Genomic DNA, 25,083 nt, shown 5'->3' with positions numbered 1-25,083 from the left:
TTTTATCAGAGTATGTACATAAATTATTTACTAAACTTAGCAACATAGGAATCAATTTCTGCTAAGTACAGTTCTTTTTGCTTTTGACTAATCCAAGAAGATTCAAAAGAGTTTTTGGCTAATTGAACAATTTGTTCTTGCGATAATTGATATTTTTGTGCAAGTGCGTAGTAATTATCACTGATGTAGCCTTTGAAGTAGGCAGGATCGTCCGAATTAATTGATATTTTAACTCCTGCTTTTAAAAGAGAAATTATTTCTTCACCCTTCATTTCTGGAGAAACAAAACCATTTGATAGTGGGCATGAGGTCAAACCAATTTGCCTTTTAGCTACTAATTCAACTAAATCAGGATCTTCAACAATGTTTGTTCCATGGTCAAGACGTTCAACTTCCATAATTTCTAATGCTTGTCGAATGTGTTCAATGGAATCTTTTTGGTCAATATCACAGTGAGTAGTCAAATGAAGTCCTGCAGCAGCAGCATCTTCAAATTGACGTGCAAATTTTAGTGGTGGATTGTTATGTTCGTCTGAATCAAGTCCAACGCCGATGATCTTATCACGATATTTCAAACCTTCTTGCAAAGTTAGGCGTGCAGATTCTTTAGAGAAATCACGTAAAAAGCACATGATTAAGTGAGCATCAACGTTTAACGCACGAGCATCAACCGTTGCTCGATATAGGCCGTTGATAACCGTCTCAAAAGGAATACCGCGGCTGGTATGAGCTTGAGGATCGAAAAATATTTCAACGTGGCGAACATTGTTAGCCGCAGCTTTGGTCAAATATGCCCAAGCTAAGTCATAAAAATCTTCTTCGGTTTGTAAAACATTCATAGCTGGATAGTAAACAGCTAAAAACGATGCTAAATCATGGTAATCATATGTTTTTTGGACGTCTTCAATAGTTTCTTGTCCAATATCAACATTGTTGCGTTTAGCCAGCTTTAACTTTAGTTCTGGTTCTAGTGTACCTTCAATATGCAAGTGCAATTCTGCCTTAGGCAAACCGCGAGTAAATTCTGGCGTTACAGTTGAACTCATTTTATTCCTCCTGAAAATATAATGTTCACTTTATATATAATATATTTAAATTTTAACATAAAAATTGGCTCATAAATATAAATTATCCGAACTATTTTATTAATTCATTTTTATAAAGTACGCTTTTACTCAAAAAGAAGAAAAGAAAAAACCAGCTCTTATCAGCTGGTTTTACAAAATTTCAGGTTTTAAATACTAATCCGCATGACGCCATTTTGGATCAGTTAGGATTCGGGCAGTTAGTAATCCAATTGGCAAGGCATTAATAATCATTAGGGCATTCATAATCCAATATGCTCCGATATTGATATTAGTTACACCAAAGTTGAAAACTGCTCGATACATGTAGAGTCCTGGAACCATGATAACAATGGCCGGAACGGTAATAGCGATTCGCGGGAAGCCAACTTTATCACGGACGAAGCTAGCGATTAAGCCGGCAATCAATGCACCAATAAAGGCTGCTAAGGCAGCTGGTAAATGATTAAACTCAACTAAATTTAGACGTAAAGTGTTAGAAAATGCGCCGATAATTGCTGCAACTGCTGCCATCGACGGCTTGGCATTAAACATGATTGAGAAGCCATAAACACCGCAGAAGCTAGCGATTAGTCTAAAAATGGTTAGTGCAAGTGGATTAAGTTGCAATTCAGGAATAGAGCCAGGCTTTAAACTTAAGGCTGTTGCCATGCCCCAACCTACCATAGTTGCAATCAAAATAGTCAAAATGGCGTAGGCTAATCGCTCAAGCCCAGACCTCATGTCTAGTTTTGACATATCAAGTCCAGAAGTAATAAATGGAAAGCCGGGAATAACATAGAGCATAGCCCCGATATAGCCATAAGCATGGCTGTAACTCCAGCCGAAGCATAACTGTCCCAGTTTAAAACATAGGAAGTAAACAGCACACGAAACTGCAACTCCAGCTGCAATTTTAGCAACTAAAGTTATTTTCTTTTTTCCCATGTATTCACGTAAGTAATTACCAATAACTGCACCAAAGAAAGTACAAATCATTTCTGGCAGTCCACCGCCGAGTAGAAAAATGAAACTAGCACAAGCGATGCCTGCACTTAAAGCAGAAATAGCAATAGGGTAGTTTTGCGTATGGCGCTCAATTTGATTTAGCTCATGATGAATGCCCCCAATTGTCCAATATTCGTTTTCTGTTTCAAAGCGGCGTACAAAATCTTCCAATTTATTTAGCTTGTTCATGTTGACGCCAGTAGAAGGCAAAGATAGGGTTTGGGAATATGACTTGTTATCAACGTCAAAACAGGTGTAGCTAATAGTTAGTAGCCCAATGTCGGCAGAACAGGTAATGTCCAATGCCCGTGAAATTGTATTCATTGAATCGCGCACACGCCATGCTCCTGTTCCACATTCTAGTAGCATCAGCCCAATTCGACCAACTAGCGAGCCCTTTTCCACTAGCGTTGTATCCTTTATTAAAGTATCATCTGGACTTTTAAAGAACTCTTTCCAGTGAATTCTCATATGATGATGGCCAGATATATGATGCTCTTCTTGACTTGTGCTATTTTCGTCCATTACTAAATGCATAACCTTTCTAAATGCTAAATTACAATGTTTTCATTGTAGCACAAATGAAAATATGAAAATTATTCTGAAATCACTTACAGTGATACGTAAAATTCCTATCTTCAATTGCAAAAATAATTTTGTGTAGTATACTACACAAATGAAGTGAGGGAAATCATGAACGTATATTTAAACCGAATTGGTCCTAAAATCAAAGCTGCGAATACGCTAATTGAAAAACAACTAAATAATCAGTTTGGAGAAATGTTCAAGGACTATTCTTTAACTGGTGCACAAATATCATTAATGGTTTTTCTGTATGATGCCAAAGATAGAACGGTGACACAAAAAGAGATAGCAGATATGTTTGTGCTAAGTCATCCAACAATTAGAGGAATTGTGCGACGCTTGGAAGAGAATGGTTTGATTTATACAACCCGCCTTGAAACTGACCAACGTCAAATAGTTTTGCAATTATCTGACAAGGGCTTTGCTCTTGTTGATAAGAACATTAACAAAATTCATGCAATTCTTGATAACACTAATGAACAAATCACACAAGGTTCATCAGCCGTTGAAGTTGAGCAGTTTGAAGCTTTTCTCGATCAAATAATTGAAGGTTTTAAATAAAGTCATGCTTTATTTCTATTAAATGTAGCTTGCTACATATTTTAAAAGGGAGAAAAAATGGAAAAAGAAATTTCTGGTAAAAAAAGAGCGCTGATGATGGCGGTGCTGCTGTTCGGTGCCTTTGTTTCATTATTGGCTGAAACTTTTTTAAATAATGCATTACCGTCAATCATGAAGTCGTTTAACGTGGGACAGGCAACAGCTCAATGGTTAACCACGGCATATTTATTGGTAGTTGGGTTAATGATTCCGATTTCGGCTTGGATTTTTGAATCATTTAGTCTCAAAAACAATTTTTTAACTATGATGGCAATCTTTTTTGCTGGCTCGTTAGTTTGTCTGTTTGCACCAAATTTTGAAACTTTGCTAATAGGACGAATTATTGAAGCTATTGCCGCGGGAGGACTGATGCCATTTATTCAAAATGTCATTTTAATTCTGTTTCCACCAGAAAAGCGTGGAATGGCAATGGGAATCACTGGACTAGTAATTGGTTTTGGACCAGCCGTTGGACCAACCATTTCAGGCTTGATTTTGAAATATGCAGAATGGCAAATGCTATTTATAATTTTAAGCTTTGCCAGTGCTGTAGTATGTGTACTTGCCTTTTTTACAATTCAAAATATTACTGTTGCTCATTTAAGCTCAGTCGATGTGGTTTCTTTTCTGGAATCAATTGTAGGATTTGGTTTGATCTTGTATGCACTGTCAGAAATAGGTAATACTGGTAAAATCACCGTAATCCTAACCTTGATTTTTATTATTGGCATTGTAATTATTTGGCTATTTTGTCGTCGCCAGTTGAGCATCTCTAAACCTTTATTAGACATCAGTGTTTTGAAAAATTCAGGCTTTGATCTATGTACGCTGCTTAGCACGATTAGTAACATTTCAATGGTAGGAATAGAGTTGGTTTTGCCATTGTATTTACAAACAACGCGTGCGGAAACTGCATTAACTTCTGGCTTAGTGATGATGCCTGGAGCCTTAATAATGATTATCTGCAATCCGATTTCAGGTACTTTATATGATAAATTTGGCATTAAAAAACTGTCTTTGTTTGGCTTTGGGATGTTGTTGTTAGGTACTCTACCAATGTTGATTTTCAACACTAAAACAAGTCTAGTTTTAATTAGTTTATGTTATGCGCTGAGAATGATCGGTATTTCTTTTACCATGATGACTACTTTCACTGCTGGAATTAATCAAGTGGATACAAATATGACAGCTCATGCGAATGCTGTTTCATCAACCATTAGACAAATAGGTGGTTCACTTGGGACTGCTTTGGCGATGCTAGTTATAACATTAGGAGCAACTGGCAGCGGTGTAAGCGAAGCAATAAGGTTGGATAATGGCTATCGCTTAGGCTTTATCATGATGTTAATTTTTGCAATTATTGGGTTTGTTTGCTCATTTATTTTGCCGTCTGCGCAAAAAGAATTACGTAAATAGTGAAAAGAAAGCTGTGATGCTAATAGCGTACAGCTTTTTTTGTTGTCTTTAAGGTTAGGAGTTAAGAATAGGCTGCTTGTTTTTGCATAAAAGTGAATGATTTTGAGTAAAAATGATTGATTTTGAATGGAAACGCGCATAAAATACTCTTCGGAGGTGAGGGAAGATGCTAACACAGGAACGTCAAAAGCTGATTGAAAACTATGTTAATCAACATGAACTATGTCGTGTTTGCGACTTGTCCAAACTGACGGCAACGTCAGAGTCGACGATTCGGCGAGACCTAATTCGAATGGAAGAAAAAGGTTTAGTTCGAAGAGTTCATGGTGGTGCACAGTCGGTTAAGAAACTTGCTCATGATGTTTCGCAGCATATTCGCTTCACAATGAATCACGATGATAAGGTTCGAATTGCACGCTACGCAGTTGAGCATTACGTACATGAAAATGATTATCTTTTTATCGATGCAGGTACAACTGCTTATGAAATGGTTCCGTTTCTTGCTAATGTAGCAGGTATAACCATTGTCACTAATGGAATTGAAACAGCACTAAGTGCTGTTGGGCACGGCATTAACACCATGCTTTTGGGTGGCAAGATTAAAGAAGATACTCATGCTGTGATTGGGCAATTTGCGATTGAACAATTGCAGAGCATGAACTTTGCTGCCAGCTTTATTGGAACTAATGGAATTGATCACAATGGTAATCTGACAACACCGGATCCAGAGGAAGCAGCCATTAAGAAGCAAGCAGTTGCCTGTGCAGATCATACTTACGTTTTGACGGATGAAACTAAAATTGGTGAACGTAACTTCGCTGTTTTTGGCAACGTCAAACATCTCACCGTGATTACAAATAAACTTGAGGTACAAAACAAAAAGATTTTACCTGCAAAGGTTAATTTGAAGGAGGCCAAATAATGATATATACGGTAACCGTTAATCCTGCTTTGGATTATGTTATTCAATTAGACAAAGTGGATAGCGGTAATGTTAACCGTAGCAATAATTGCTCATTTCTTGCCGGGGGTAAGGGAATCAACGTTTCTCAAATTCTAAATCAGCTTGAAATTGACAATACTGCTTGGGGCTTTGTCGGTGGTTTTACTGGTAAAGAATTGGTGCGTCAATTAAATCAACGCCGCATTGTTAATGACTTTGTGACTATTTCAGACGATACACGCGTCAATGTGAAGGTTCATGCACAAGATGAAACCGAGATTAATGCTGCGGGACCAAATATTACAGATCAAGAAATTACTGCTTTTAAGTCACGAATGAGTGATTTACAAAAGGGTGACATTGTGGTCTTAAGTGGATCACTTGCACCAAGTTTGCCAGTAGACTTTTACAAAGAATTATTGCCAGAAATTAAGGAAGCTGGTGCCGAGTTTGTCATTGATACAACCGGTCAGGCACTACTTGACACATTGAGCTACAAGCCATTAGTAATCAAGCCTAACCATCACGAACTTGCTGAGCTGTTCAACACTACCTTTGATTCAGATCAAGATATGCTTGAATGTGCACGTAAGCTACTTGATATGGGAGCGCAAAACGTGATGGTTTCAATGGCTGGCAAAGGCGGTTATTTGATTACCAAAGATCATTTTTATCACGCTAAAGGAGCTGTCGGTACTGCTGTTAATTCAGTCGGTGCTGGTGACTCAATGATTGCTGGTTTTGTTGGAACTTATGTTAAGACCAATGATCCAGCTGAAAGCTTCCGCATCGGAATGGCATGTGGTGCAGCTACCGCCTTTACCAAGGATATTGCTGTGATGAGGCAGATTGAAGCTGTTTTACCCCAAATTAATGTAGAACAACTATCGTAATTAAGGAGAAGAACTAATGAAAATTAAAGATATTTTAGCTCCTGAATCGATGATTATGTCGCTTAATGCGACTAATAAAGAAGATGCTATTAAGGAAATGGCCGATTTAGAGGTCGAAACCGGCATCGTCAACGATGAAGATGAATTCATCAAATCGATTTGGGCACGGGAGAATGAATCAACAACCGGTATTGGTGACGGAATTGCAATGCCTCACGCGCGCAACAAGTCTATCAATAAGGCACGTGTACTTTTTGCTAAGAGTGCACAGGGAATTGACTACAACTCACTTGATGGTCAACCAGTTAACCTCTTCTTTATGATCACTGCTCCTGATGGTGCAGACAATACTCACCTTGAGGCTTTGGCAAAACTTTCAGGTTTACTAATCAATCCTGATTTAGTTGCTGCACTTAAGGAAGCAAAGAATCCAGAAGAAGTTATTAACTTATTCGAAGAAGCTGAACAAAAGAGCGATGCAGATAAGAAGGCAGAAAAAGAACAAGCTGCTAGTCCTGCCGCTTCAACTGGTGAAGAAAAGCCATTAATTGTTGGTGTTACTGCATGTATCAATGGTATTGCCCATACTTATATGGCTCAAGAAGCTATTATTAAGGCCGGTAAAGCACGCGGTGCGGATGTTCGCATTGAAACTAATGGTTCTGAAGGTGTTAAGGATAAACTGACAGCTGACGAAATTAGTCGTGCTAAAGGTGTCATTATTGCTTCAGACAAGAAAGTGGACATGCCACGTTTTGATGGCAAGCCATTAATCAGCCGTCCAGTTGTCGATGGTATTAACAAGCCAGATGAATTAGTTGAAACAATTTTAGATTCAAAAGCTAGTGTTTACCATTCAGACGGTCAAGCAAGTTCTGAAGCAAGTGATGATTCAAAGAAGGGCTTCTGGGGCTCAATTTACCAAAACCTAATGAACGGTGTTTCGCACATGTTACCATTCGTTATCGGTGGTGGTATCTTAATGGCCATTTCTTTCATCGTTGAAAACTTTGCTGGTGGACCAAAATCACCTGCTTTCATTTTCTTAAACAATGCTGGTAACATGGCCTTTGCCTTCATGGTGCCAATCCTATCAGGTTATATTGCTGAATCAATTGGTGATTTGCCTGCCTTAATGCCAGGTTTTGTTGGTGGTTTCATGGCTACCGTTTATAGTGGAGCATATGGCGGTGCTTATGTTGCTAACGTTGTAACTAATGCTAAGTCACCAGCCGGTTTCTTAGGTGGACTTGCTTCAGGATTTATTGCTGGTTACTTAGTAGTTGGCTTAAAGAAGCTGTTTGCTAAATTGCCAAAATCACTTGAGGGAATGAAGCCAATGCTCATTTACCCAATTTTGAGTTTGCTGCTGATTGCCTTAATTATGTACTACATTATTAACCCAATCTTCAGTGCAGTTAACTTTGCAATTACTAACTTCTTAAACCAAATGGGTACAGGTAACTTAGTAGTTCTAACAACTATTTTGGCTGCGATGATGTCAATTGATATGGGTGGACCTTTCAACAAGGCTGCTTACGTATTTGCATCAGGCGCCTTTGCTAACGATCCTCATTCAGCTGTTGCTGCTGTAATGATGGCTGCCGTAATGGTTGGTGGGATGGTTCCACCATTTGCTACTGCAATTGGTACTACCTTCTTCAAGAACAAGTACACAGAAGATGAGCGTCGTGCAGGTTTAACCAACTGGATTTTAGGTTTCTCATTCATTACTGAAGGAGCCATTCCATTCGCTGCCGCAGATGCAGGTCACGTCATTCCTTCATGTATCATTGGTTCTGCTGTCGGTGGAGCTCTAGTTGGCCTATGGCGGATTGGTGTTCCCGCACCTCACGGTGGTCTATGGGTGTCACCACTTGCTAACCACATTGTGCTTTACTTTGTAGCTACTATTATCGGTTCAATTGTTGCTGGTGTAATCTTAGGATTATGGAAGAAACCCGTTGACAAGCAAGATTAAAAATGATTAATTTAGCTAAATAATTTTAAAATACGTCACTTAAGGGTGGCGTATTTTTGTGTAAAAAACTATCTACACAACTTGTAATTAGTAGACAAGTTAAGTGACAGGTTTTATCAATTAGGCGTTTAATTTGCGCTTTTGGAGACGATTTCTATGTAGTTTAGCAATAATATGGGATACTAAAATGGTAAAAAGGGAATTTTGTGCACTAGTATCGAATGGAGATTATTGTGTTTAATCTATTTATTCTATTAGCTGAACGCTTAGGAATCATCATGATTCTGGCTTTCTTGCTCGTTAATATGCGCTTTTTCAGAAATCTCATTGAAAAGAGAACACTGAAATCGCAAATTTGGTTGTTTGTGATTTTTTCCTTGTTTGTTGTAGTTGCTAATCTAACGGGAGTGGAAATTTCAAGCTCAAAGGAAATTGTTACCCCATTAATTATCACGGGCTTGCCACAGACTGATTCAATTGCTAATACACGTATTTTGGTAATCACAACGGCGAGTCTTACGGCTGGACCTTATGTTGGGATGCTAGTTGGTTTAGTTGGTGGTTTGCACAGGGTAATCTTTGGTGGCTTTTCTGATTACTTCTATATTTTTAGTTCAGTGCTAATTGGCTATTTAATTGGTGTCTTAGGGGACCGAGTTAAGAAAAACAATTTATACCCATCAACCTTTTGGGTGGCCGTTTTGTCACTTTTGGCAGAGTTAATTCAAATGATTTTCATTTTTGCTTTTCACGGTTTTGGTTTAATCAAATTGATTTTTGTACCAATGATCTTACTTAATACGGTAGGTTCATGCTTGTTTATTGAAATTTTGAAGACATACTTATCAAATGAGCGTCAACTGCGAGCAGTTCAAACCAAAGATGTCTTGGAGCTTGCAAATAAAACCTTACCCTACTTTCGGCATGGTCTTGATTCAGATTCGGCCGAACATGTTTGTAAAATTATCAAAAAGTACACCAAGTTTGATGCAGTTGGTCTGACCGATCGTGTTAATGTTTTAGCCCATGTGGGAGCAGGCCAGGATCATCATATTGCAGGTGAAGCTGTAATTACCGACTTATCAAAAACAGTGATTGCTACTGGAAAAGAAAAAGTTGCTCATAATAAGAGTGAAATTGGCTGCCCTCATCAAGATTGTCCGTTAACTTCGGCGATTGTTTGTCCGCTTCAAGTCAACAATAAAACTGTCGGGACATTAAAGCTTTATTTCTGCGAAGAAAGAGAAATGACTGTGGTAGAAGAAAATCTAGTTCAGGGACTCGCAATGATTTTTTCAGGGCAGCTTGCAATTGGTATTACCGAACAACAAACTAGTTTACTGAATGAAGCCGAAATTCGTGCGCTGCAAGTACAAATTAATCCCCACTTTTTCTTTAATGCGATTAATACAATTATTGCGTTGATGCGTGTAGACGTTAATAAAGCTCATGATGCGCTGATGGAGTTAAGCACTTTCTTCAGGTCCAGCTTAAAAAATGGGCAGGCAAAAGAAATTACCCTTGAGCAGGAAAAGCAGCACGTTGATGCATATACGGGAATTGAAAGCCTGCGTTTTCCTGATAAATTTACTGTTAATTATCAAATTAGTGTTCCTGAAAATACCATGTTACCCTCATTTTGTTTGCAGATTTTTGTGGAAAATGCAATTAGACATGCTTTTAAGGGAAGAAAAACTGGCAACACGATTGTAGTAAGCTTAGCTGCGAGTGGAGATAACTTAGAAATCGCAGTTAGTGATAACGGTATAGGAATTGATTCTAAGATACTAAAGCAACTTGGAAAAGAACAAATTAATGAAACTAAGGGTAGTGGCCTAGCTCTTTATAATTTAAACCAGCGCCTTATTGGTTTATATGGTACTAGCAGTGAGTTGAAAATCAGTACGGGAGCAAACGGCACAACTTTTAAGACAAAAATTCCGTTAAAATATGGTAAGCTGTCAGTAAATCAAGGCTAAAGGAGAGGTCTAAAATGAACATTTTGGTAGTTGATGATGAACCGCTCGCACGCGCAGAATTATCATATCTGATTAAAGAAAGTCCAAGCTTGCAAGAACAAGAATTCAAGCTGTTTGAAGCAGAAGACATCAAAAATGCACAAAAAATTTTACTAAAGAATCGGATAGATTTACTATTTTTGGACATCTCCTTGAATGAAGAAAATGGCTTTGAATTAGCTAATGAATTGACGCAATTATCATATTCACCAATGATTATTTTTGCTACCGCTTATGATGAATATGCTGTTAAAGCTTTTGATGTTGGTGCGATTGATTATATTTTGAAGCCATTTGAACAAAAAAGAGTCGATCAAGCATTGCATAAGGCAGTTAATATTTTGAAGACTGAAAAGCCGTTACCAAAAGAGAAAGATAATTCTGATCGAGAAGTTTTAAGCATAGAACTTGATGATCGTAATATTGTCATTAAGAAAATGTCTGTTGTCAGCGCACAAATCGATAACGGTGTTTTGACTATCTCAACTGACAAAGAGAAATATGAAACGCGGAAAACACTATCTTGGATTAAGGGTAAGCTAACTTCTTCCTGCTTCATGCAAGTTCACCGCAATGCAATTGTAAATGTGGAAGACATCAAAGAAGTCCAGCCATGGTTCAATCACACTTTATTACTGATAATGAGTAACGGTGAAAAGATTCAGGTTGGTCGTTCATACCGTAAGGAATTAAATGAAAAACTAGGTATGTAGTTTTTAGCAGAATAAATTTTTAAAAGGACTTGTGAAATTGTCTGAATGCAGTTCACGGGTCTTTTTTTGCAGTTCACAGTTAAATCGCTTACAAACGCATAGGGATAGTCTAATCTTAATACTGAAAGCAAACGAGATGTAATAAGAAAGGAAATGTCATTATGAAAAAAGAAGAAAGTCAGAAGCAGAAATCGGCTCCAATATTGGTACAAATGTTGATTTATGCAACGATTTTATTTATTTCACAGATTATTTCTGATTTGATGCCGAAGTCATTTCCGGTACCAACACCAGTAATTGGCTTGGTTTTACTTTATGTATTACTGACTACTCACGTCATTAAACTTGAGTGGGTCGATTCCTTTGGTAGTGCGCTAATTTCATTAATTAGTTTTATGTTTGTGCCATCCGGAATTTCACTTGCTGCCAATTTGAAAATTATGAGGGAGCAGGGTGTACAATTACTAATTGTTATAGTTGCTTCAACGATTATTTTGTTGGTTGTAACCGCATATACTACGAAATTCTTTAGTTGGATTGTAAATAAAGTGAAAAGTAGTCAGCTTGATGTTGATAAGAGTGAAAAGGTAAGAGGTGCGAAACAATGAGATATCTTACTACGCCACTATTTGGTGTGTTTTTATCATTAATTGTCTTTCTAATTGGTCAGTGGCTATTCAAAAAGTCTAATGGCTTTTTCCTCTTCCAACCTTTACTTGTTAGTATGATTTTGGGTATAGCAATCCTTATTGTTTTAGCTAAATGCCTTGGTACAACGACAGCTGCTGTTTATACCAAAGCATATAAACAGGGCGGTGACATTATCTTTTGGTTTATTACACCTGCTACAATTGCTTTCGCTGTTCCATTGTATAAACGTAATGACGTAATTAAGAAAAATTGGTTAGTGATTATTTTAGGATTATTTGTTGGAACGTTTATTTCAATGATTTTAATTACTCTTGTAGCCAAAGCAGTAGGGCTTAATAATGTTGGCGTTAAATCAATGCTTAGTCAGTCTGCTACAACAGCTGTTGCTATGCCACTTACCGCCTCAATCGGTGGCAATGCATCTGTAACAGCAATGGCATGTATTATTAATGCAGTGGTAATTTATGCTCTCGGTAAGCAACTGGTTAAGTGGTTTAACCTAAATAGTGATCCGCTCGGTACTGGTCTTGGCTTAGGAGCTGCCGGTCATACGATTGGTTCAGCTTTTGCTCTAGAACTTGGTTCAGTTCAAGGGGCAATGGCAGCTGTTGCAGTTGTAGCAACTGCAGTAGTTGATAACCTGTTGGTTCCAATCTTTTCTCATTTGATTGGGTTATAGTTTTCTAGATTAATTATATATTTTACATTTACTTACGCAGAAAAACGTGTGACTTTGGTCGCACGTTTTTTGTTTTCCAGCAGCTGTTAGAGCTAATTCTGGTTATTATTTGTAAGTGACTTTAATTGCTGTATAATGGTTATTAATAGTAAGTAAAAATACAAATCTACGACTTACTATGTGATAACGGGGTAAAAGCCGATTATTAAATTGAAAGGTTTTTTAACAAGATGAAATTTGAAAAATTGAAGAAATTTTTTGCTGTAACTGTTTTATTTGGCGCGATAGCAATCACCTTAGGGGCATGTTCGCAAAAGCCGCAGAAGAGCAGCAACAAAATTTCGATTATGACAACTACCAATGTTTATGCAGATATTGCGCAAAACGTTGTTGGAAAATACGGAAAGGCAGAAGCCCTTATTAAAAATCCTGGTGCGGATCCGCATGATTTTGAGCCAACTACTAATGATGCCAAAGCTCTATCAAGTGCTGATATTGTAATAGAAAACGGACTAGGCTACGATAGTTGGATGGACAAACTTGCGTCTTCTGTTGAAAAAGAACCAGTCAAAGTTGGTGAAGATCTAATGGGACGTAAAAAGGGAGATAATCCTCATATCTGGTTTGATTTGGACATGCCAAAAGAGTATGTTAACTACTTAATTAAGCGTCTAAGTAAAAAGGATCCGAAACATGCTGACTACTACCGTGAAAATGGATTGAAGTATTTAGCTAAGATTGACCGAATTAAAAAAGATGCGGCAAAGATAGAGCATCAGGTTGATAAACCAGTTTATGTTAGTGAACCTGTTTTTGATTATGCCTTATCTTCTGTTAATATTAAGGTAGCAAACCAGGATTTTGAAAAAGCAATTCAAAATAATACAGATCCTAGTGCTGCGACCGTTCAAGAAATGACGCATGGAATTGAGAAGCGCAAGATTGCCTTCTTTGTTGATAATGAACAGACTTCTAGTACGACGGTCAATAATTTTATTAAATTGGCAAAAAAGAATAAAATACCAGTTTTAAAGATTAGAGAAACGATTCCGACTAAGATGACTTACCTTGATTGGATGACTGAAAGTTATCAAAAGTTGGCTGATGTAGCCAAGAAATAGTTATTGAGAGGGAATAAAAATGAGGAAAATAGTTGCTGCTATGGCTGTGGCTGCAGGAATGGCGGTTCCGCTTACGGCGGTCGCAACGATAAATGATTCTGCGGTCGTTCAGGCAAGCTCGATTAATGATATGGCTAAACAAAATAGCTATGGTGGTATAACCTACCTTGATCAAATGCTTCAGCAGCAAGGCATAAAATATAATGATTTTTATGCCAGCAATCCTTTGAATTACCGCTACGGTAAGCCCGAAGGTGTGGTTGTCCACGAAACTGCTACTCCAGGAGCTTCTGCATATAACGAGGCAATTTATTTCAATCGTGAGTGGATGAATATCTATTCTTATGTTCATGCATTTGTAGATAAAACTGGTGTAATCCAGATGACTTCACCAGACCATGGTGTTTGGGGGGCTGGCCCAGTTGCCAACAGCCGTTTTTTCCAAGTTGAACTGTGTGAGGATAATAATTTAGCTGACTTTGCCAAAAGCATCAACAACGATGCAATTTATATTGCGCAAATTATGCGCCAGTATAATCTTGCTCCTGTTAATGCTGTTCATACTGGTAAAGGAACCGTTTGGTCACACGCAGCAGTTTCTAAATTCTTAGGCGGGACAGATCATGGCGACCCAGATGGCTATTTTGCTAAATGGGGCTATTCAATGGATGATTTCTTCGACCTGATTAAATACTATTATGATAATGGTTCAACCGGTTCTACTACACCCACACCGACACCAACTCCGTCAAAACCTGCCACACCAGCAAAACCATCAACGCCTAAACCGACGCAACAACCAAAGCCGATTGATACTAAGCTATTGATGCACAATGCTTTAGTTTATGATGGTAATGGTGAAAAAACTAAGCAACCTACTAAGAAGGCTGGAACAAAGTTAAGCGTTTATGGTACCAAAACTATTAAGGGCAAAAAGTATTTCCAAATTGGAACAGATCAATATGTTGTCGCAACCAATATTGAAGGAAGCTTGCAACTTTTAACACATAATGCCTATATTTATGATGGTAATGGCGAACGTGTTGGTACTGGTAAATTCAAACGTGGCAGTTATGTTAGAACATACGGTGGCCGAGTAAAGATAGACGGTCGTAAGTATTATATTATTGATGAAGATCAATACATTAAAGTGGGAAACTTTAAGTAAAAGATATTATTAAGGAGAGAAAATTGTCTGACATTTTAGAAGTAAAAAATCTCTCAATGAGATTTGATAAAAAGACTGTTTTTTCGGACCTCAATTTTAATTTAGAAAAAGGTTCAACAACAGCTCTTTTAGGACCAAACGGTACAGGCAAAACAACCTTAATTAGTATTTTAATGAAAATGCTAGCACCAACAACAGGCTCTTTTAAGTTTGCAGATGGTGTCAAGCTAGGTTATGTACCGCAGTTTCGAAATATTGATGCGGAATATCCACTATCAATCGAGGCTTTTGTTGGTTTAAATGCGCCAACTTTTAAAAAGCGTGAAGTTAAAGAAGCTATCAAGAATCAATTACAGGAAACTAATTTATATGAAATTAGGCATACTAGGATGGGTGAAGCCTCTGGTGGACAGAAGCAGCGCGCCTATTTAGCACAAGCGCTACTTGATCACCCGAACGTAATTATCCTTGATGAGGCAACGGCGAGTCTGGATCCTATGGCTAAAGACGAACTGATGAAGTTAATTAGACATTTAAATGAAAAACATAATATTACTGTTTTATTTGTTACCCATGATGTTGCATTAGCACAAAAATACATGCAGAACTATTTATATTTAATTAATGGGCACATTGAACAAGGTGAAATGGCTCAATTTAAGGAGGCGTATGAATAATGTTTGCTTTTGATTTTATGCGTAACGCCTTCTTGGCTAGTACCTTTATTGCAATAACGTGTGGTACTGTAGGTGTTTATGTAGTTGCCCGTAATTTTAGCTTTTTGGCACACACATTATCTGAGATTGGTTTCGCAGGTGCAGCTTTTGCTGTATGGCTTGGAATTGGACCACTTTGGGGGATGTTACTATTCACACTACTTGGTTCAATTAGTGTTGGTGAGTTATCACTTCACAGTGATCAAAAAGAATCATCAATTAGTGCAATTTCGGCACTCTTCACGGGACTAGGAGTGCTATTCTTAGCAATTTCTGGTGCAAACAGCAACTATGCAACTAATATTTTATTTGGAAGTATTGTTGGTGTTGACAAGCAGGGGGTTATCCAGCTGGTAGTCTTGTCAGTAATTGTTTTACTAATGATTTTTAGTATTCAGAGGTCCCTCAATTTTGATTCATTCGACCATATTGGAGCAGTAGCTCACGGAGTAAAAACTGGTTTAGTCAGTGTGATTTTCTTAATTGCACTGGCAATGTCTGTTTCAATTGGTGCGCAAATTGTTGGTTCCTTGCTAGTTTTCATTTTGCTCACTTTACCTCCCGCAACAGCCAATTATATTGGTAAAACAATTGGCTCAATGATTGCGTGGTCTGTTTTCTTCGCTTTAATTGGGGTTTGGCTAGGATTGTATCTTGGTTTTATTACTAATTTACCTGTAACTTTCTTTATTGCAGTGATTGAAGTAGTGATCTATCTTGTTACTTACTTCACCCATTTAATTAAGCGTAGCCTATAAGGAAAATAATAAAGAGGAGTCTATAATAATAGATTCCTCTTTTTGCTTGTGAAAAAATGAGCGCTGTAAAGGCTGATATTTTAACATTTTTTTGCGATTGTCACTAACTTTTGTAAGTGTTTGCATGTATAATAGACCTATAACATTTTTAAAGTTAAAAAGGAGTATTTATAATGACATCATATTATAATGGATTTCCCCAAAGCGATCGGGATGAAGCAATCGACATGATCAATCTTGATGAACTTGAAGAACGTGCGAAGGAAGTAATGCCAGAAGGTGCATACTACTACATTGCTTCAGGTTCTGAAAATGAATGGACATGGCGTAATAATATTGCTGCGTTTAATCATTTCCAAATTGTGCCACGTGCATTAACAAATATGGATAATCCACAGCTTGATACTGAATTCATGGGGATGAAACTCAAGACACCTGTCATGATTTCACCAATTGCATGTCATGGTATTTCTCACAAGGATGCAGAAGTTGCTACTCAAAAGGGTGCAGCGGCAGCCGGCGCACTCTTTGCATCAAGTACATATGCTAATAAGAGCGTTGAAGATATTGCGGCAGCAGCTCCAGATGCACCACGCTTTTTCCAACTTTACCTAAGTAAGGATTGGGACTTTAACGAGATGGTCTTTGAAGCAATCAAAAAAGCTGGATACAAGGGTATTTTCTTGACGGTTGATGCACTTGTTTCTGGTTATCGCGAAGCTAACCTTAGGACTAACTTTGCCTATCCTGTACCACTAGATTTCTTCACTCGTTACCAAGGTGGTAAAGGTGAAGGTCAAACGGTTGCACAAATGTACGCTTCATCTGCACAAAAGATTGGTCCAGAGGATGTTAAACGAATTAAGGAAATGTCCGGCTTACCAGTCTTTGTCAAAGGTGTAGTTTGTGCTGAAGATGCATATTTAGCAATGGGTGCTGGTGCTGATGGTATTTATGTCACTAACCACGGTGGACGTGAAGTTGATTGTGGTCCAGCTACCATCGATATGTTGCCAGAAATTGCTAAGGCAGTTAACCATCGTGTACCTATTGTCTTTGACTCAGGTGTCCGTCGTGGTTCACATGTCTTTAAGGCTTTAGCACTTGGTGCAGACCTTGTTGGTGTTGGTCGACCATACCTTTACGGTTTAGCTCTTGGTGGTGCTAAAGGTGTGCAATCAGTAATTGAACAACTTAATAAGGAATTATTGATTGATATGCAATTGACTGGTTGCAAGACAATTGAAGATGTTAAGCACGCTAAAATTACGCACATCAACTATGCAGCTGATAACTTGAAGTCAAACACAGATCCTTCAAGAATCAAGCCATATCCTGTAACTGCAGAAAACCAAATGAAAGAAAGTGCAGCTGATGCAGTTTCAGGTGCTTCACACCATTAATAATTAAATAAGATTATCAAAGAGCTTTGTCTATATTGGGTAAATCGATATGCGACAAGGCTTTTTTTTGCGATAAAATATGATAAATGAGAAAATAACTCAAATATATCGTTGTATTCTAATTTTCATATTATTATAATTGCAATAACTATACTAACCTCGGAGGGCAGGAATAATGAAAAAAGCGTGGAAATGGCTTGAAGCGCTTTTGGTAGCAATGATGATGTTGGCGTTAGTGCCACAAACTGTCAATGCTGCCGAAAGTACGCAAGCCCCAAAAGTAACGGATAATTATTTGAAAAAGGTCAAGGAAAAGGGCGAGTTAGTTATGGGAACTAGCCCTGATTTTCCTCCTTATGAATTTGTCCAAAATGTGAATGGCAAATCCAAAGTAATGGGTATGGATATCGAAGTTGGCCGCAAAATTGCCCGAGACATGGGGGTTAAGCTAGTCATTAAAACGATGGACTTTGATTCATTATTGGTTGCCCTTGAGACAGGTAAAATTGATATGGTCATTTCCGGAATGACCGCGACACCCAAGCGGGCGCAAAGTGTTGACTTTAGCCAAACTTACTATAAAAGCGGTCAGGATCTAATCATTAGAAAGTCCGACAAGGGTAAATTCCATGATTATCGGTCCTTTAGTGGCAAAGCGATTGGTGCACAAACTGGTAGTATGCAAGCCACACTGCTTAAGGAACAAGCCAAAAAGTCTAAAATCAAAACAATGGATAAGACCAATGATCTTATTTTAGGCCTGAAAACTAACAAGTTTGATGCAGTTCTAGTTGATACTGCATCTGCTGCTGCTTTTGCGAAAAATACTGATGGCATAACATCAATACCTTCTGGACTTAAAATACCTTCTCAAGGTAATGCTGTAGCTTTTCATAAAGGCGCTAAAAGTTTAGTTAAGTCTGCTAATAAATCAATCGATGAAATTAAAAAGAAGAAATTAGTAACTAAAGTATATTTACCCAATGTCGGTAAATATATTGCTAAAGGCAAAACTAAAAAAGAGGTTAAGGCCTCTAACTCGATGTGGGCCTACAAGGACTTCTTTATTGCTGGTGTTGGCTATACGCTATTTATCTCGGCAATTTCAGTTTTCTTCGGCTTTCTTTTAGGAGCAATCCTAGCCTTAATGCGCTTAAGTCACAATAAAATTGCGCACTCAATTGCTACAGCATATATTGAATTCATTCGTGGCACACCATTAATGGTGCAATTATTATTCATTTACTTTGGCTTAGGCTTAGTTATTAATATACCTGCACTTTTATCAGGAATTATTGCGGTCTCACTGAACTCGGCGGCCTACGTTGCTGAAGTAATTCGGTCGGGAATTAGCTCAATTTCTGTTGGACAAACCGAAGCTTCTCGCTCATTGGGACTGTCTAAGACTGCTACAATGCGCTATGTCATCATGCCGCAAGCAATGAAAAATATTTGGCCAGCACTTGGTAATGAATTTGTTTCCCTAATTAAGGAAAGTTCCATTGTATCGGTTATCGGTGTGAAGGACCTGATTTACCAATCAAGAATTGTCCAAGCTGATACTTACCGTGGAGTCATGCCATTAGTAATCACTATGATTTTGTACTTCATCATAACCTTTGGCTTGTCTAGCTTAATGAAAGTTTTTGAAAGGAAAATGAATCATGACTAAAAATGCACCAGTGCTGAAAGTTGAACACTTGAAGAAAACTTTTGGCAAAAATGAAGTTTTAAAAGACATTAATGCAGAAGTTAAAGATGGCCAGGTTATTTGTTTAGTCGGACCATCAGGAGCTGGTAAGAGTACTTTTTTGCGCTGCCTTAACTTATTGGATCAACCAACTGCAGGCAAGGTGCTGTTTGAAGATAAAGAATTAACTGCTTTAAGCGAAAAACAGCTTGATACCTTGCGTGAAAAAATGGGCATGGTGTTCCAGCAATTCAACTTATTTCCACATATGAACATTATTGAAAATATTAAGCTAGCACCAATGAAAGTTAAAAACGTTAGTGATGAGGAAGCAACCGCTAAAGCTGTTGAACTTTTAAAACAAGTTGGACTAGAAGAAAAAGCGATGGCTTTTCCAGCTAATTTATCTGGTGGACAGCAACAACGTGTAGCGATTGCGCGTGCATTAGCAATGGATCCTGAAGTAATGCTTTTTGATGAGCCAACTTCAGCATTAGATCCTGAAATGGTCGGGGAAGTACTTAAGGTTATGCAGGATTTGGCTCAAAAAGGAATGACAATGGTTGTTGTTACCCATGAAATGGGTTTTGCCAAAAATGTTGCAGATGAAGTATGGTTTATGGCAGATGGTTATATTCAAGAAAAAGCAACACCGCAAGAGTTCTTTGAGCATCCAAAGACTGAACGTGCACAAGACTTTTTAGCTAAGGTACTTGAAGCATAAGAGGGGATAAAGCTGTGGAAAAAGAACGAGCACTTAAAATTTTGACCGATTTAATTGCAATTGATTCGGCTAATGATCATGAAAGCTTAGTTGCAGATTACCTAACAGATCTTTTTAAAGGATATGACGTAGAAATAGAACGTGTATCTTATGCTCCAGGACGTGATAATCTGGTTATTACAATGGGAAGCCATGGCCCCTTGCTTGGCTTTTCAGGACACGAAGATGTTGTTTCCGCAGGAGAATTAGAGAACTGGCAGTATCCGCCTTTTGAAGCGACGGTTCAAGATGGCAAAATTTATGGCCGTGGAACTAGCGACATGAAATCAGGCCTAGCTGCTATGGTTGTAGCTATGCTCGATTTATTAGATGGTGGAAAAGAACTATCAGGTCGAATTAGGTTGTTAGCTTCCGTTGGTGAGGAGACCGGTGAATATGGTGCAGCCCAGCTAACAAAAGAAGGCTATGCAAACGACTTAGATGGATTAATAGTCGGTGAGCCATCCAATTTTGACGTCCGTGTTACGCACAAAGGCGTGATTGACTATTATGTCACTTCTAAGGGTCTTTGTGTTCATTCCTCTACGCCTGAAAAAGGCCGCAATGCAATTATGCCGTTGGTCACTTTTGCACAGCGTGTGCAGGAAATAATGGACCGTCATGACCAAAAAGATCCAGTTTTAGGCTCGCTTACTCATGTCATTAGTCAGATCCAAGGTGGTAGTCAAATTAACTCGGTCCCTGATAGTGCATGGCTTTCAGGAAATATTCGAACAACGCCACTTTATTCTAATGATCAAATTTATCAGGAACTAGAAGATTTAATTGCTGAACTCAATAAACAGGGTGCGGAATTAACAATTCGCTATAGTTTCCCTGAAGTTCCACTCCCAAGTCAGGCAGGGACAAAGATTGCAAAATTGGCTCAGGAAGTTGTTCAAAATGATTTTAATCGCTCCTGTGATTTCACTGCAGGAACTGGCGCAACAGATTCATCAGAATATATTCAGGCTGGCGCTTTTCCAATCATTATTCTGGGACCATCTGATGGTCTAACAGCACATCAGCCGAATGAATTTGTTAAAGTTGATGACTATCTTGTGGGATGTCAGCTTTACAAAGCAATTGCACAGAGGTTTTGGCAAGAATATGCTTAAGCAAGCAAAAACCACTTCAAAATATGAAGTGGTTTTTATTTTTTATTTAAAATCGTTTTTGATGATGTCTTTGAATTCGGCTAGGCGCTTTTTAAAGGTTTCAAAGGCTTCTTCCAAATAATCTGGTTTAGTCATATCAACTCCGGCCTTTTTCATGATTTCGACTGGGTAATCACTTGAACCTGATTTTAAGAAGTTAATATAAGCTTCTCTTTGCTCTGATGTACCGTGCACAACATTATTGGCTAGTGCAGTTGCTGCTGCAAAGCCAGTTGCATACTGGTAAACGTAGAAATTGTAATAGAAGTGTGGAATTCTTGCCCACTCTTTAGCAATTTCACTTCCTGGTTCAACCGCATCGCCGTAGTAACGCTGGTTTAAGTCACCGTAGAAGTCGTCAAGCATGTCTGCAGTTAATGGCTCACCTTTAGCGTCTAAGTCATGAATATACTGCTCAAATTCAGCAAATTGAGTTTGTCTGAATAATGTTCCCTTAAACGAATCAAGGTAGTAGTTAAGCACGAAAGCACGTGTTTTTGGATCAGTAATATGATCTAAAAAGTACTCGGTTAAAATGTTCTCGTTGGTGGTTGATGCAATTTCAGCCACAAAAATAGGATAATCGCCATAAACATAAGGTTGAGTTTGACGTGTGTACATACTGTGGACAGAGTGGCCAGTTTCATGAACAAGGGTATAAAGTGAATCGATATTATTTTCCCAGTTCAAAAGCTCATAAGCATCTGTATCATAAGAGCCACCAGAATAAGCACCAGTAACTTTATTTTGTGATTCAACGACGTCAATTACACGGTTATTAAAAATATAATCAACTTGCTTTAAGTAATCTTCTCCTAATGGAACTAGGGCTTTTTTAGCCTCTGCTTTTGCCTGCTCAAAAGTATATGACAATGACGGTGTTCCAGTTAGTGGAACATACAAGTCCCACATTTGTAGATCATCAAGTCCAAGAATTTGTTTGCGCAAAGCAACATAGTCATGAAGTAAATCAAGGTGACTGTCAACTTCACTAATCAAAGTATCATAGACAACAGTAGGTACGTGATTTTCTGCTAAAGCTGAGCTGCGTGCAGAGTCATAATTATGAACTCGAGCCAAGTAATTATGCTGTTTAACAACTCCTGAAAGAGTTGAAGCAAGTGAATTTTCAAATTGGCCATAGGTAGCATACATTACATCAAAGGCATTTTTACGCACTTCACGGTTTTGCGATTGAATGAGATTGGAATAAAGTCCGTCTGACAGCTGAACCATTTCGCCATCATCTGTTTCAACGTAACCATATTCCATATCTGAATTTGTCAAAACGTTGAAGGTGTTTTCTGAAGTGCCAAGGGCATCCCCAGCATCAGCAATTATTTTTTCTTCCTGTGCCGAAAGAGTATGCGGCTTTTGCTGCATAATTTGTTCAATCATATGAGCGTAATTGTTTAGCTTAGGCTCATCTTCCATAAACTGTTTTAACTCGGCTTGAGAGAGCTCTAAAATTGAAGGATTCATAAAGGAAGTGGCTGCTTCAAATTGGCTTGCTAAGGTTTGAGCTTGAGCTACATAGCCAAGATAGTGTGAGTCGCTTGAGTCAACGTCGCTGGACATTGTTGCATAAACATAGACTTTTTCTAAACGGCGACCAACTTCCAAAATCTTAGTTAAGCCATCGTACAGATAATGACCGTCCTTAGTAAAATCTTTCTTAAGTTTGCTTAAGTCTTGCACTTCTTTTTTGATAAGAGTATATTCTTGTTCCCAGTCATTATCTGAACTAAATACTCTTGTTAAGTCCCATTTAAGTTCTTTTGGGACCTCTGTTCTTTTAGGTATAGCCATAAAAATCTCCTTACATGTGTTAATAATAGTTATGCCAAATAATAAAAAATAAGATATTATTAATTATATTTGGTAATATTCTAATTCAACTTTGAAAGTGATACAAATAAACTTGGATAATTATGAAGGGAATTGAATAAAGGTATGGAACCAAGTTCAAAACGTAGAGAAGATTATCGTAAACATCAATCTTCTCTAAATCTTCACCGCAATCATGTTTTTGCTTCACCAGCACAAAAAATGACGGGTAATGTAATTGCTCGAATTTGCGGTATTGTAGCTGTCTTATGCTTAAGTTGTGGACTCGCTTGGGCAGCTCATATGTACTTTGCTTTGCATAGTGCCATCGATGGGCAAGACGGTAACACCGCTACCTCTGCTCGAATCGCTAATCGGCAACCTATTTCAGTTCTAATTCTTGGCGTTGATCAGGGGCTTGAGGGACGTCATGACAAGGGTAATTCTGATACAATTATTTTGGCAACGGCTAATCCAGGTAAAAATAAGGCAACAATGACCTCAATTCCGCGAGATACTTTAGCCAACATTTTGGGTGATCCTGGGGACAAATATGACATGTTCAGGGTAAATTCAGCTTATGGTATCGGCGGCAGTAAAGCGTCAATGAATACCGTATCTGCATTGTTAAACGTACCGATTAACTATTACGTAGAAGTCAACATGAAGGCCTTAAAGAGCCTAGTTGATGCTGTTGGTGGTGTCGACGTTAATGTCCCATTTAAGTTCTCTTATGACTGGTGTGATTTCCATAAAGGAAAGCAGCATTTGAATGGTCGTCATGCTGTGGCTTATGTCCGTATGCGTCATGACGATCCTAGAGGAGACTACGGCCGCCAAATGAGGCAACGACAAGTAATTAATGCTGTCGTACACAAGGCTGTTTCTGTTGATTCAATTGCTAACTACCGCAAGCTAGTTAAGATTTTTAATAAATATGTCCGAACTAACTTAACCTTCAATGACATGCTGGCTTTGGCACTAACTTACCGGGGATGTTCACAAAATATTAGCAGCGGGTACATTCAAGGTCACGATGCATGGATTAATGGTTCTTCAATCCAGGTTGCATCAACTGAAGAATTACAAAAAGCTTCAAACAAAATGCGTGCTAATTTAGGGTTAGAACAACAAATTTTGGATAATGATGAAACTAAGCTTAATAAGCTGAATGAGCAAAACAATCACATTAATTGGAAGGATCCTAATCCGTTTACTAATTATCAAATTTATCATTCTGTTGTTACTAATGAAAGCACTGATAGTACCAATAATACTAATGGCTCTTCTGATACTGGGAATGGAACAGGCAGTGACAATTCTACAGGGCAGTAAATTTTTTGAAGTAAGTTATTTAAGTGAAACTAAAAGGAGAACGAAATGCAAAAGAAGGCACTTTTCCCCATCATTTATGGTGTATTGTCTGCACTGATTGGCTTTATTGCGGCATTCTTTATTTGTCTGCGATCATTCCATTTGACACTCCCTGTCTCTGTCATGGTTGCTGGGATTTTCGCATTATTCTTCTTTGCTCTTTCATGGTTTCGCGGGCATGCTTCCTATGAAATTAAACGGATTGCACGTGAATTTCATTTGTCCGATGAGGACTTGGCGAAAATAACAGGAATGAAAGCAAGTGATTTTCCTATCTATAATGATAAATTGCAGTTAATCTTGCCCAAACGCTACTGGCCTAAAGTTCTAGATGCTCTGCAAAAGTATGAGCAGGAACAAAAATAAAAAGATGTCTGACGAAAAGTCAGACATCTTTTATTTATGACCACCTTTAAGACACAAAATTTTACCAATCAAATGTATTCTTTCTTTGTGCCAACTGCAACGGTGCTTTGGATAGTCTTGACTTGATTTAAGCAATAATAGATAATTATGAAACAGTACGCAGACTATTAATAAGACAAAAGAATTTTG

22 protein-coding genes are annotated in these 25,083 nt (G+C 38.1%); 19 read left to right on the top strand and 3 right to left on the bottom strand.

The window, feature by feature from the left end; translation table 11 throughout:
• Positions 1-23 precede the first annotated feature (23 nt).
• A complete protein-coding gene (gene add / locus F5ESL0263_RS07635; protein WP_122036096.1) occupies positions 24-1,046 on the bottom strand; it encodes an adenosine deaminase in 1,023 nt (340 codons plus the stop codon).
• 195 nt (positions 1,047-1,241) lie between these two features.
• Complete coding sequence (locus F5ESL0263_RS07630; protein ID WP_233558467.1) at positions 1,242-2,597, bottom strand: threonine/serine exporter ThrE family protein; 1,356 nt, start codon at positions 2,595-2,597, stop codon at positions 1,242-1,244.
• A gap of 168 nt (positions 2,598-2,765) precedes the next feature.
• On the opposite strand from F5ESL0263_RS07630, the gene F5ESL0263_RS07625 reads away from it, so the two are divergent.
• The 17 genes from F5ESL0263_RS07625 to F5ESL0263_RS07545 all read left to right on the top strand — a co-directional run bounded on the left by F5ESL0263_RS07625 (position 2,766) and on the right by F5ESL0263_RS07545 (position 21,288).
• Complete coding sequence (locus F5ESL0263_RS07625; protein ID WP_122036093.1) at positions 2,766-3,218, top strand: MarR family winged helix-turn-helix transcriptional regulator; 453 nt, start codon at positions 2,766-2,768, stop codon at positions 3,216-3,218.
• A 57-nt stretch (positions 3,219-3,275) separates the two neighbouring features.
• Positions 3,276-4,673, top strand: a complete 1,398-nt coding sequence (locus tag F5ESL0263_RS07620) for an MDR family MFS transporter (protein WP_122036091.1) — start codon at positions 3,276-3,278, stop codon at positions 4,671-4,673.
• A 166-nt stretch (positions 4,674-4,839) separates the two neighbouring features.
• Positions 4,840-5,595 (top strand): DeoR/GlpR family DNA-binding transcription regulator, encoded by a 756-nt coding sequence (locus F5ESL0263_RS07615; protein ID WP_122036088.1) that lies wholly within the window; start codon positions 4,840-4,842, stop codon positions 5,593-5,595.
• Complete coding sequence (gene pfkB, locus F5ESL0263_RS07610) at positions 5,595-6,509, top strand: 1-phosphofructokinase (protein WP_122036086.1); 915 nt, start codon at positions 5,595-5,597, stop codon at positions 6,507-6,509. Before F5ESL0263_RS07615 ends, pfkB begins: the two co-directional genes overlap by 1 nt.
• A 16-nt stretch (positions 6,510-6,525) precedes the next feature.
• Positions 6,526-8,490, top strand: a complete 1,965-nt coding sequence (locus F5ESL0263_RS07605) for a fructose-specific PTS transporter subunit EIIC (RefSeq protein ID WP_122036084.1) — start codon at positions 6,526-6,528, stop codon at positions 8,488-8,490.
• A gap of 278 nt (positions 8,491-8,768) precedes the next feature.
• Positions 8,769-10,469: a LytS/YhcK type 5TM receptor domain-containing protein gene (locus tag F5ESL0263_RS07600; protein ID WP_233558470.1), complete on the top strand. Its 1,701-nt coding sequence runs from the start codon at positions 8,769-8,771 to the stop codon at positions 10,467-10,469.
• A 14-nt stretch (positions 10,470-10,483) separates the two neighbouring features.
• A complete protein-coding gene (locus tag F5ESL0263_RS07595; RefSeq protein WP_122036080.1) occupies positions 10,484-11,221 on the top strand; it encodes a LytTR family DNA-binding domain-containing protein in 738 nt (245 codons plus the stop codon).
• 158 nt (positions 11,222-11,379) lie between these two features.
• Positions 11,380-11,829, top strand: coding sequence for a CidA/LrgA family protein (locus tag F5ESL0263_RS07590; protein WP_122036078.1), 450 nt, complete (start codon positions 11,380-11,382; stop codon positions 11,827-11,829).
• Complete coding sequence (locus F5ESL0263_RS07585; RefSeq protein WP_122036077.1) at positions 11,826-12,551, top strand: LrgB family protein; 726 nt, start codon at positions 11,826-11,828, stop codon at positions 12,549-12,551. Before F5ESL0263_RS07590 ends, F5ESL0263_RS07585 begins: the two co-directional genes overlap by 4 nt.
• Before the next feature lie 230 nt (positions 12,552-12,781).
• Positions 12,782-13,672, top strand: coding sequence for a metal ABC transporter solute-binding protein, Zn/Mn family (locus tag F5ESL0263_RS07580; RefSeq protein WP_122036075.1), 891 nt, complete (start codon positions 12,782-12,784; stop codon positions 13,670-13,672).
• A gap of 13 nt (positions 13,673-13,685) precedes the next feature.
• A complete protein-coding gene (locus F5ESL0263_RS07575) occupies positions 13,686-14,840 on the top strand; it encodes an SLAP domain-containing protein (RefSeq protein ID WP_370448860.1) in 1,155 nt (384 codons plus the stop codon).
• Between the two features lie 56 nt (positions 14,841-14,896).
• Positions 14,897-15,517 (top strand): metal ABC transporter ATP-binding protein, encoded by a 621-nt coding sequence (locus F5ESL0263_RS07570; protein WP_122036398.1) that lies wholly within the window; start codon positions 14,897-14,899, stop codon positions 15,515-15,517.
• On the top strand, positions 15,517-16,314 hold the full coding sequence (locus F5ESL0263_RS07565) for a metal ABC transporter permease (protein WP_074425878.1): 798 nt from the start codon (positions 15,517-15,519) through the stop codon (positions 16,312-16,314). The genes F5ESL0263_RS07570 and F5ESL0263_RS07565 overlap by 1 nt, the downstream gene beginning before the upstream one ends.
• A gap of 173 nt (positions 16,315-16,487) precedes the next feature.
• On the top strand, positions 16,488-17,717 hold the full coding sequence (locus F5ESL0263_RS07560) for a lactate oxidase (RefSeq protein WP_122036073.1): 1,230 nt from the start codon (positions 16,488-16,490) through the stop codon (positions 17,715-17,717).
• Between the two features lie 175 nt (positions 17,718-17,892).
• Positions 17,893-19,389, top strand: a complete 1,497-nt coding sequence (locus F5ESL0263_RS07555; RefSeq protein WP_122036071.1) for an ABC transporter substrate-binding protein/permease — start codon at positions 17,893-17,895, stop codon at positions 19,387-19,389.
• Positions 19,382-20,131, top strand: coding sequence for an amino acid ABC transporter ATP-binding protein (locus F5ESL0263_RS07550; RefSeq protein WP_122036069.1), 750 nt, complete (start codon positions 19,382-19,384; stop codon positions 20,129-20,131). The genes F5ESL0263_RS07555 and F5ESL0263_RS07550 overlap by 8 nt, the downstream gene beginning before the upstream one ends.
• A 14-nt stretch (positions 20,132-20,145) precedes the next feature.
• Positions 20,146-21,288 (top strand): ArgE/DapE family deacylase, encoded by a 1,143-nt coding sequence (locus tag F5ESL0263_RS07545; RefSeq protein ID WP_122036067.1) that lies wholly within the window; start codon positions 20,146-20,148, stop codon positions 21,286-21,288.
• Positions 21,289-21,330: 42 nt separating this feature from the next.
• Here the strand turns inward: F5ESL0263_RS07545 and pepF are convergent, their stop codons facing one another.
• Complete coding sequence (pepF, locus tag F5ESL0263_RS07540; RefSeq protein ID WP_122036065.1) at positions 21,331-23,136, bottom strand: oligoendopeptidase F; 1,806 nt, start codon at positions 23,134-23,136, stop codon at positions 21,331-21,333.
• 144 nt (positions 23,137-23,280) lie between these two features.
• Here pepF and F5ESL0263_RS07535 point away from each other — a divergent pair, with 144 nt between their 5' ends.
• Together F5ESL0263_RS07535 and F5ESL0263_RS07530 are read left to right on the top strand one after the other, a co-directional pair.
• Positions 23,281-24,489 (top strand): LCP family protein, encoded by a 1,209-nt coding sequence (locus F5ESL0263_RS07535; protein ID WP_122036063.1) that lies wholly within the window; start codon positions 23,281-23,283, stop codon positions 24,487-24,489.
• A gap of 45 nt (positions 24,490-24,534) precedes the next feature.
• Positions 24,535-24,894 (top strand): hypothetical protein, encoded by a 360-nt coding sequence (locus F5ESL0263_RS07530; RefSeq protein WP_122036061.1) that lies wholly within the window; start codon positions 24,535-24,537, stop codon positions 24,892-24,894.
• The last annotated feature ends 189 nt before the right edge of the window (positions 24,895-25,083 follow it).

Source organism: Lactobacillus sp. ESL0263, from assembly GCF_003692845.1.
In the GTDB taxonomy this organism is placed as follows: domain Bacteria; phylum Bacillota; class Bacilli; order Lactobacillales; family Lactobacillaceae; genus Lactobacillus; species Lactobacillus apis.
Note: the sequence above shows the minus strand (reverse complement) of the source record. Positions and strands in the feature narration are given on the sequence as shown.

What these genes read in the sequence shown, in the direction of transcription:
- F5ESL0263_RS07605 (WP_122036084.1), top strand. Translation starts at nt 6,526, where the DNA reads ATGAAAATTAAAGATATTTTAGCTCCTGAATCGATGATTATGTCGCTT.
- F5ESL0263_RS07530 (WP_122036061.1), top strand. Translation starts at nt 24,535, where the DNA reads ATGCAAAAGAAGGCACTTTTCCCCATCATTTATGGTGTATTGTCTGCA.
- F5ESL0263_RS07580 (WP_122036075.1), top strand. Translation starts at nt 12,782, where the DNA reads ATGAAATTTGAAAAATTGAAGAAATTTTTTGCTGTAACTGTTTTATTT.
- F5ESL0263_RS07570 (WP_122036398.1), top strand. Translation starts at nt 14,897, where the DNA reads ATGAGATTTGATAAAAAGACTGTTTTTTCGGACCTCAATTTTAATTTA.
- F5ESL0263_RS07595 (WP_122036080.1), top strand. Translation starts at nt 10,484, where the DNA reads ATGAACATTTTGGTAGTTGATGATGAACCGCTCGCACGCGCAGAATTA.
- F5ESL0263_RS07560 (WP_122036073.1), top strand. Translation starts at nt 16,488, where the DNA reads ATGACATCATATTATAATGGATTTCCCCAAAGCGATCGGGATGAAGCA.
- F5ESL0263_RS07585 (WP_122036077.1), top strand. Translation starts at nt 11,826, where the DNA reads ATGAGATATCTTACTACGCCACTATTTGGTGTGTTTTTATCATTAATT.
- F5ESL0263_RS07625 (WP_122036093.1), top strand. Translation starts at nt 2,766, where the DNA reads ATGAACGTATATTTAAACCGAATTGGTCCTAAAATCAAAGCTGCGAAT.
- pepF (WP_122036065.1), bottom strand. Translation starts at nt 23,136, where the DNA reads ATGGCTATACCTAAAAGAACAGAGGTCCCAAAAGAACTTAAATGGGAC.
- F5ESL0263_RS07555 (WP_122036071.1), top strand. Translation starts at nt 17,893, where the DNA reads ATGAAAAAAGCGTGGAAATGGCTTGAAGCGCTTTTGGTAGCAATGATG.
- F5ESL0263_RS07620 (WP_122036091.1), top strand. Translation starts at nt 3,276, where the DNA reads ATGGAAAAAGAAATTTCTGGTAAAAAAAGAGCGCTGATGATGGCGGTG.
- F5ESL0263_RS07630 (WP_233558467.1), bottom strand. Translation starts at nt 2,597, where the DNA reads ATGGACGAAAATAGCACAAGTCAAGAAGAGCATCATATATCTGGCCAT.
- F5ESL0263_RS07535 (WP_122036063.1), top strand. Translation starts at nt 23,281, where the DNA reads ATGGAACCAAGTTCAAAACGTAGAGAAGATTATCGTAAACATCAATCT.
- F5ESL0263_RS07550 (WP_122036069.1), top strand. Translation starts at nt 19,382, where the DNA reads ATGACTAAAAATGCACCAGTGCTGAAAGTTGAACACTTGAAGAAAACT.
- F5ESL0263_RS07600 (WP_233558470.1), top strand. Translation starts at nt 8,769, where the DNA reads ATGATTCTGGCTTTCTTGCTCGTTAATATGCGCTTTTTCAGAAATCTC.
- add (WP_122036096.1), bottom strand. Translation starts at nt 1,046, where the DNA reads ATGAGTTCAACTGTAACGCCAGAATTTACTCGCGGTTTGCCTAAGGCA.
- F5ESL0263_RS07615 (WP_122036088.1), top strand. Translation starts at nt 4,840, where the DNA reads ATGCTAACACAGGAACGTCAAAAGCTGATTGAAAACTATGTTAATCAA.
- pfkB (WP_122036086.1), top strand. Translation starts at nt 5,595, where the DNA reads ATGATATATACGGTAACCGTTAATCCTGCTTTGGATTATGTTATTCAA.
- F5ESL0263_RS07565 (WP_074425878.1), top strand. Translation starts at nt 15,517, where the DNA reads ATGTTTGCTTTTGATTTTATGCGTAACGCCTTCTTGGCTAGTACCTTT.